General features: G+C 57.4%; 7 protein-coding genes and 1 pseudogene. 7 read left to right on the forward strand and 1 reads right to left on the reverse strand.

The window, feature by feature from the left end; all coding sequences use genetic code 11:
* Positions 1-46: 46 nt before the first annotated feature.
* Positions 47-1,597, reverse strand: a complete 1,551-nt coding sequence (gene norR / locus AC1DRJ_RS14065; protein ID WP_477802691.1) for a nitric oxide reductase transcriptional regulator NorR — start codon at positions 1,595-1,597, stop codon at positions 47-49.
* 148 nt (positions 1,598-1,745) lie between these two features.
* Here norR and hmpA point away from each other — a divergent pair, with 148 nt between their 5' ends.
* The 7 genes and pseudogenes from hmpA to AC1DRJ_RS14100 all read left to right on the forward strand — a co-directional run.
* Positions 1,746-2,927 (forward strand): NO-inducible flavohemoprotein, encoded by a 1,182-nt coding sequence (hmpA, locus tag AC1DRJ_RS14070; RefSeq protein WP_477802692.1) that lies wholly within the window; start codon positions 1,746-1,748, stop codon positions 2,925-2,927.
* Between the two features lie 285 nt (positions 2,928-3,212).
* The gene (locus AC1DRJ_RS14075; protein ID WP_477802693.1) at positions 3,213-3,722 is read left to right on the forward strand and encodes a disulfide bond formation protein B; all 510 of its coding nucleotides are present in this window, start codon (positions 3,213-3,215) and stop codon (positions 3,720-3,722) included.
* Between the two features lie 829 nt (positions 3,723-4,551).
* Entirely contained in the window at positions 4,552-5,496 is a 945-nt protein-coding gene (cyoA, locus tag AC1DRJ_RS14080; protein ID WP_477802694.1) for a ubiquinol oxidase subunit II, read from the forward strand.
* Between the two features lie 3 nt (positions 5,497-5,499).
* Positions 5,500-7,530 (forward strand): cytochrome o ubiquinol oxidase subunit I, encoded by a 2,031-nt coding sequence (gene cyoB, locus AC1DRJ_RS14085; RefSeq protein ID WP_477802695.1) that lies wholly within the window; start codon positions 5,500-5,502, stop codon positions 7,528-7,530.
* A gap of 3 nt (positions 7,531-7,533) precedes the next feature.
* Positions 7,534-8,160 (forward strand): cytochrome o ubiquinol oxidase subunit III, encoded by a 627-nt coding sequence (locus tag AC1DRJ_RS14090; protein ID WP_219094456.1) that lies wholly within the window; start codon positions 7,534-7,536, stop codon positions 8,158-8,160.
* A complete protein-coding gene (cyoD, locus tag AC1DRJ_RS14095) occupies positions 8,161-8,496 on the forward strand; it encodes a cytochrome o ubiquinol oxidase subunit IV (protein ID WP_477802696.1) in 336 nt (111 codons plus the stop codon).
* 11 nt (positions 8,497-8,507) lie between these two features.
* Positions 8,508-8,681, forward strand: a pseudogene (locus AC1DRJ_RS14100) (heme o synthase); the annotation flags it as partial.

Raw genomic sequence — 8,681 nt, forward strand, 5'->3', positions numbered from 1 at the left:
CCTCGAACGCAGCCTCGCAGGCTCGGCAGCTGCTACAGAGACCGAGTTATTTCATCCCCAACCGCTTGGCCATTCGCCCCAGATTCGCCCTGTCCAAACCCAGCTCACGCGCCGCGCTCGCCCAGTTGTTGTGGTGCCGCTCAAGGCAAGCACTGATCAATTGCCGTTGATAGTTTTCGGTGGCTTCACGCAAATCACCCGATACCAGCACTACCGGGTTGGCCACTGACTGCTCGGTAACGGCTTCGACGCGGCCTGTGGGCAAATCGAGGTCCGCCGCGCTCAAGCTGAGAATCTTCGGTCGGTCCTTGCTGTTGCCCAGCGCTTTGAGCGCACTTCGGCCAATCAAATGCTCCAGCTCCCGCACGTTTCCCGGCCAGTTGTAGGCCATCAATGCGGCCTGGGCATCGCTGTTCAAACGCAGGCTGTTAAGGCCCATGCGCGAGCGGTTTTGCTCCAGGAAAAAGCCGCTGAGCAACAGCACATCGCGACCACGATCGCGCAGTGCCGGTACCAGCAAGGGATAAACGCTCAAACGGTGGTAGAAGTCGGCACGGTAGCGCCCGTTGCGCACTTCCTCGGCCAGGTCGCGGTTAGTTGCCGCGATCAGACGTACGTCCACCTGGTGTTCCTTGTCCGACCCCAAGCGCTGTAATTGTCCGCTTTGCAGGACGCGCAGCAGTTTGGCTTGCACCGTTAGTGACAGTTCACCGACTTCATCGAGAAACAGCGTGCCGCCATTGGCCAGTTCGAACTTGCCGCGACGATCATTCGTCGCCCCAGTGAACGCGCCACGCACATGGCCGAACAACTCGCTCTCTACCAAGGTGTCCGGCAAGGCTGCGCAGTTCAGGCTGATGATCGGTTTGTCGGCCCGTGCAGAAGCGGCATGAATCGCCTGCGCCACCAGTTCCTTGCCGACCCCGGTTTCCCCGGTGATCAGTACAGTAAGGTCGCTGCCACCCACTAGGCTAATCTCTTCCTCCAGACGTTTGTGCGCCTTGCTCTGGCCGATCATTTCTCGGTCCTGCTGCCCGCTGGCCTGACGGTAAACCTCGGCACGCTGGTGTTCGTCTTCGGCGCGATTGGCCAGGCGCTCGATGCGCTCGGCGGCGTTGACCGTGGCTGCCGCGAGGCTGGCAAAGGCTTGCAGAGCATCCAGTTCGATGGGTTCGAATTGTTCCGGGTCGAGGGCGTCGAGGGTCAGCAAACCCCATGGACGCTCGTCGATAAACAGCGGGCAACCCATGCAGTCGTGGACTTCCAGATGATCGTCGAGGCCATCGACCAGTCCGTCGTAAGGGTCAGGCAGGTCGCTGTCGGCGGCGAAACGGGTTGGGCCGTGGCTGCTGAGCAAGGCCTCGAAGCGCGGGTGTTCGCTGACTTTGAAGCGCCGGCCCAGGGTGTCAGTGCTCAACCCGTCGACTGCCAGGGGCACCAGCCATTCGCCATCAAGTCGCAGCAGGGCAGCGGCATCGCAGGGAAGCAGGGCGCGCATGGCTTCGAGCAGGCGTCGATAGCGCTCGCCTTCGGGCAGTTCGCGGGACAGGTCGGCGACAAGCGGCAGCAGGGCAGTGAGCAACGATTTTGCAGTCATAGTGACTCCATGTAGTCGCCAAGACTATAAAACAGCTCGAGTCGATATGACTACGATGTTTTTAACTTATTGATTTATAAGGATTATAGTTTTGGCATGGAAACTGATATGTCTATGGAAATACACATAAAGCTCCGGAGTCGTCCTTATGCTTAGCGTTCAAGACCGTGCCATCGTCAAATCCACCGTGCCACTGCTGGAAAGCGGCGGTGAAGCGCTGATCACGCACTTCTACCGCATGATGCTCTCTGAGTACCCCGAAGTCCGCCCGCTGTTCAACCAGGCTCACCAGGCCAGCGGTGATCAGCCACGCGCTTTGGCCAACGGTGTCTTGATGTACGCACGGCACATCGACCAGCTCGACCAATTGGGCGACCTGGTGGCCAAAATCATCAACAAACACGTGGCCCTGCAAATTCTGCCGGAACACTACCCGATTGTCGGCAGCTGCCTGTTGCGCGCCATCGCCGAAGTGCTGGGCGAAGAAATCGCTACCCCTGAAGTCATTGCGGCCTGGGGGGCTGCGTATGGTCAACTCGCCGAGATATTGATCGGTGCTGAAGGCAGCATCTACGACCAGAAAGAACAAGCGCCCGGTGGCTGGCGCGGGGCGCGGGAATTCATCGTCGCGGCCAAGGTCGGGGAAAGCGCGGAAATCACTTCGTTCTACTTCGAGCCAGCCGACAAAGGTCCGATCCTTGCGGCGGAGCCTGGCCAGTACATCGGCATGAAACTGATTCTTGAGGGCGAAGAGATTCGTCGCAACTACTCGCTGTCGGAGCTGGCGAACAAGGGCCACTACCGCATCAGCGTCAAACGTGAAACCGGTGGGCGTGCGTCTAACCACTTGCACGATCATCTGCAGGTCGGTTCGAGCATTGAGCTGTTCCCGCCATCGGGCGACTTCACCCTGACAGCCAGCGACAAACCACTGGTGTTGATCAGCGGTGGCGTCGGCATCACTCCGACGCTGGCGATGCTCGAAGCTGCGTTGGCCACCGAGCGTCCGGTGCATTTCATCCACTGCGCGCGCAACGGCAGCGTGCACGCCTTCCGCGACTGGATTGATGGGTTGGCCGAGCGTCATCCGCAACTCAAGCGTTTCTATTGCTACGACGAAGATGACGGTGTCAGCGCAGCGGCACACAAGGTCGGTTTGTTGAGCCAGGAACAATTGGGCGAGTGGTTGCCCGAGCAGCGTGACCTGGATGCGTACTTCCTGGGGCCAAAAGGGTTCATGGCTGCGGTCAAGCGTCACCTCAAGGCTTTGGGGGTTCCAGAGAAGCAAAGCCGTTATGAGTTCTTTGGGCCGGCTGCGGCGCTGGAGTAACTGTGCGCGGCGACTCGGGAGACCGAGTCGCTTTCATMGCGAGCAGGCTCACTCCTACAGGGTTTTGGGTGTACACAAAAGTATGTTCACCCCAATCCCCTGTAGGAGTGAGCCTGCTCGCGATGGCCGCACCACGGTCTCAATTCTTGATTACAGTTCGAAAAGTTAATCCCTTCTTAACCGGTTTATCGTTTATTCCCCCAAACCCGACAGCACGCGCCAGGCTCTCAAACGTCGGAGCCTGCGTGTAGACTTGCGGCAATTGATACTTAAAAGGGATAGGCGATGAACGAGGAAACAATGCGGTTGGGGCGCGAACGGCGCTATCTGGTGTTACTGGGCATCATCTGCCTGGCACTGATTGGCGGTGCGTTGTACCTGCAAGTGTTCAAGGGCGAGGCTCCGTGCCCGCTGTGCATCCTCCAGCGCTACGCACTGTTGCTGATCGCGGTGTTTGCCTTCATCGGCGCAGCAACGAGCACCCGTCGCAGCATTACCGTGTTCGAGACGCTAGTGGTCATCTGTGCCATTGCAGGCACAGCGGTCGCCGGGCATCACGTCTATACCCAGTTCTATCCAGCGGTCAGCTGTGGCATCGACGTGTTGCAACCGATTGTGGATAGTTTGCCGCTGGCGAAGATCTTCCCGCTGGGCTTCCAGGTGGATGGCTTCTGCTCTACGCCGTACCCGCCGATCCTTGGTCTGTCGCTGCCGCAATGGGCGCTGGTGTCGTTCGTGCTGATCGTGATTCTGGTGCCGTTGTTGACTTCGCGTAACCGTAAAACGCTGCGCTGAGGCGGTTCGCCTCACCGCCGCGTCATCCATAAAAACGCCCCGGCCTCGTAGAGAGGGCCGGGGCGTTTTGCATTTCAGAGGTCGGGTAAAAAGACCGTGATGCGCGACAACCAGGGGTGCGACACGTGTGCGACACGTTGTCACAGCGTGGCAGTCGCAAGGCGTTTCAAGCGGATTAATTGACGCAGGACAAGGCAACAAAATCGGACGGGTCCTGCGGTTCATCACATCACTTTGGAAATGATCAAGCAGGCAGTTTTAACAGGGGCTGGCGAATCGCCAGAGCCCTTGTCTCACAGGGGGTTGGGCAATGACGGCGCCAAGAGTGGGGGCTTCGAAGCTGTCTGAACTGCGCAGGGTAGACCTACTAATTTTGGTGTTTTTGTTGAGAATGAATTTCGATAACATGCCGCGTTTTTGCGGAGATGGCTAAAGATTGTTGCTGGAATGGATAGAAATTATTTCGGGATGAGACATGGTTTATGAGTCGTTACATATCTACAATCGCCCGCACTGAAATCCCGGCACTGCTCACCGTTACTCAGGTGCATGAGCAGAAAGCAGGGCGTCGAGGGGCTTGAACGCTTCATGCGACTCCCGGGTGTCGAGTCTTTCCAACTATCCGCACCAAATGGAATTGGTCTGTAACAAGGCCTTTGACCACGAATTCGAATAAGAACTTACCGCTGGCCCAGGATTTGTCGAGCAGCGTCTGACGCGCGACGGGCAGCCCCTTATTCAATCCAAGAAAAATGCCAACCCTTGGCAGGGTGAAGTGTTGGCGATCAAAACCCAACTGCATTGCGCAAGCTGCTTTAGAGGTCGTGAGATGAGTAAAAACAGGTACCCCAGATTACTAGGCCTAGTGCCGCTGCTCGGCACGTTGTTGCTGGGAGGCTGCAACATGACCTTGCTCAATCCAACGGGCCAGGTCGGCCTGGAACAGCGAAACCTGATCATCACCGCCACGCTGCTGATGCTGTTGGTCGTTGTGCCGGTTATCGTCATGACGTTCCTGTTTGCCTGGAAATACCGCGCTTCCAACCAGAACGCCATTTACACCCCGAAATGGTCTCACTCGACCAAAATCGAAGTGGCAATCTGGACCATCCCGGTCCTGATCATCATTGCCCTGGGTTACATCACCTACGTTTCGACCCACGAATTGGACCCTTACCGTCCGATTGAATCCGACGTCAAGCCTGTGACCATCGAAGTGGTCGCGCTGGACTGGAAGTGGCTGTTCATCTACCCGGAACAAGGCATTGCCACGGTCAACAAGATCGTGTTCCCGGCGCACACGCCAATCAACTTCAAGATCACCTCCGACGCCGTGATGAACTCGTTCTTCATCCCGGGCCTGGGCGGCCAGATCTACGCGATGGCGGGCATGCAGACCAAGCTGCACCTGATCGCCGACCGTAACGCTGAAATGGACGGTATCTCCGCCAACTACAGCGGCGCAGGTTTCACCGGCATGAAATTCAAAGCGATCGCAACTTCCCAGGAAGATTTCGACGCCTGGGTAAGTGAAGTCAAAAAGGCACCTAAGCAGCTTGAACAAGCTGAGTACGCAGCCCTTGCCAAGCAGAGCCAAAACAACCCAGTCGAGCTCTACTCCTCGGTGACGCCGAACCTGTTCCAGACCATCGTCGACAAGTACGAAGGTATGAAACCGGGTCCTAAGTTGAAGCACGAGAAGAAAGAGAAAGAAGTGGCCGCTACGCAAGGAATGGACATGAACTCGCATTCAGCTGCCGGGGCAGAGGAGTAAACGATGTTTGGTAAATTAAGTTGGGAAGCGGTCCCGTTCCACGAACCGATCGTGATGATAACCATCGCCATGATCGCGCTCGGTGGTCTGTCGCTGTTTGCTGCAATCACCTACTTCAAGAAGTGGACCTACCTGTGGACCGAGTGGCTGACGTCGGTCGACCACAAGAAAATCGGCGTGATGTACATCATCGTCGCCATGGTCATGCTGCTGCGCGGTTTTGCCGACGCCATCATGATGCGTACCCAGTTGGCCATGGCCACCGAGGGTTCGCCTGGCTACCTGCCGCCTGAACACTATGACCAGATCTTCACCGCTCACGGTGTGATCATGATCATCTTCATGGCGATGCCATTCTTCACCGGCCTGATGAACCTTGCAGTGCCGCTGCAGATCGGCGCGCGTGACGTTGCCTTCCCGTTCCTGAACTCCCTGAGCTTCTGGCTGCTGGTTTCCGGCGTGGTGCTGATCAACCTGTCGCTGGGCGTCGGCGAATTCGCCAAGACCGGTTGGGTTGCCTATCCGCCGCTGTCGGGCTTGCAATACAGTCCGGGCGTGGGGATGGATTACTACATCTGGGCGCTACAGCTATCCGGGCTGGGTACGACGCTAACGGGGGTCAACTTCCTGGCCACCGTGCTGAAAATGCGTACCCCGGGCATGAAACTGATGGACATGCCGATCTTCACCTGGACCTGCACCTGGGCCAACGTCTTGATCGTCGCTTCCTTCCCGATCCTGACCGCTACCCTGGCACTGCTGACGCTTGACCGTTACATGGATTTCCACATTTTCACCAATGAACTTGGTGGCAATCCAATGATGTACGTCAACCTGTTCTGGGCCTGGGGTCACCCCGAGGTTTACATCCTGATTCTGCCGGCGTTCGGCATTTTCTCGGAAGTCATCTCAGCCTTCACCGGCAAGAAACTGTTTGGCCACCACTCGATGATCTACGCTTCCGGCGCGATCTCGGTACTGGGCTTCATGGTTTGGCTGCACCACTTCTTCACCATGGGGTCGGGTGCCAGCGTCAACGCCTTCTTCGGTCTGGCGACGATGCTGATCTCCATCCCGACAGGTGTGAAGCTATTTAACTGGCTGTTCACCATCTACCASGGCCGTCTGCGTTTCACCAGCCAGGTTCTGTGGACCCTGGGCTTCATGGTGACCTTCGCCATCGGCGGCATGACCGGCGTACTGCTGGCCATCCCGGGTGCTGACTTCGTTCTGCACAACAGCCTGTTCGTGATCGCTCACTTCCATAACGTGATCATCGGCGGCGCGGTATTCGGCTACATCGCAGGTTTCGCCTTCTACTTCCCGAAAGCGTTCGGCTTCAAGCTGCACGAAGGTTGGGGCAAGGCAGCGTTCTGGTTCTGGATCACCGGCTTCTTCGTCGCGTTCATGCCGCTCTATGTCCTGGGTTTCATGGGCATGACCCGTCGTCTGAATGCCACCACCAACCCTGAGTGGGTGCCGTACCTGTACGTCGCCATGTTCGGTGCGGTGATGATCGCTGTGGGCATCGCCTGCCAACTGATCCAGCTGTACGTCAGTGTGCGTGACCGCAACAAACCAGAGAACATCTGCGATCACGGCGACCCGTGGAATGCCCACACTCTGGAATGGTCGACCTCGTCGCCACCACCGTTCTACAACTTCGCCGTACTGCCGAAAGCCGACTGCATCGACCCGTTCACCGAAGCCAAGGAAAACGGCACTGCGTACAAGGCTCCGGCCAAGTACGAACCGATCCACATGCCGAACAACACCGCCACAGGCGTGGTGATGGGCGCGCTGTTGACCGTGTTCGGTTTCGCGATGATCTGGCACATCTGGTGGCTGGCAATCGCTAGCCTGGCCGGCACTGTCATCTACTTCGTGATCCACGCTGCACGTGACGATCAAGGCTACATGGTGCCGGTCGATGTGATCGAACGCATCGAAGCCGAGCAGCACAAGCGTCTGGTCGCGGCAGGGAAAATCCCGGCCACCGCCACCCGTGTTGAAACCTCGTTGGAACAGGCTTAAACCATGTCGAACTTAGTGACCAATGCTGGACACACCCATGTCGATGGACATGGGCACGATGACCATCACCACGACTCGGGCGAGATGACCGTATACGGTTTCTGGCTCTACCTGATGACCGACTGCATTTTGTTTGCGTCGATCTTCGCGGTGTACGCGGTACTGGTTAACAACGTAGCGGGTGGCCCGTCGGGCCACGACATCTTCGAGCTGCCATACGTGCTGGGCGAAACCGCTCTGCTGTTGTTCAGTTCGATCACCTACGGCTTCGCCATGCTGGCGTTCTACCGGGGTAACAAGAAGCAGGTCCTGGGCTGGTTGGCCATGACCTTCCTGTTCGGTGCCGGCTTCATCGGCATGGAAATCAACGAGTTCCACATGTTGATCTCCGAAGGCTACGGCCCTAGCCGCAGCGGCTTCCTGTCCGGGTTCTTCACCTTGGTCGGTACCCACGGTTTGCACGTGACCAGCGGTCTGATCTGGATGGCGATCATGATGTATCAGGTCAACAAGCATGGCCTGACGTCGACCAACAAGACCCGCCTGAGCTGCCTGAGCCTGTTCTGGCACTTCCTCGATGTCGTGTGGATCTGCGTATTCACCGTTGTTTACCTGATGGGGACTATGTAAATGGCTAACACACACGCCCACGACAGCCACGATGCCGGCCACGGCAGCGTCAAGTCCTACGCGATCGGCTTCATCCTGTCGGTAATTCTGACCGTCATCCCGTTTGGTCTGGTGATGTACCCGTCGCTGCCGAAGTCGATCACCCTGATGATCGTCCTGGCATTCGCCGTGATCCAGGTGCTGGTGCACCTGGTGTACTTCCTGCACCTGGACCGTTCTGCCGCGCAGCGTAACAACGTGATTGCGTTTGTTTTCGCCGCGATCGTGATTGTCCTGCTGGTGGGCCTGTCGCTGTGGATCATGTTCAGCATCCACACGTTCATGATGGCGAAGTGAGGTAAGTCCGGATGTCCTTTAAGCACTTTATCCAAATCACCAAACCGGGGATCATTTTCGGTAACGTGCTTTCTGTGGCAGGCGGATTTTTCCTGGCCTCGAAAGGGCATGTCGATCTGGCCATTTTCCTGGCCGCCATGATCGGCACGTCCCTGGTGGTAGCTTCCGGTTGCGTGTTCAACAAC

It is taken from the genome of Pseudomonas sp. P5_B2, from assembly GCF_056400445.1.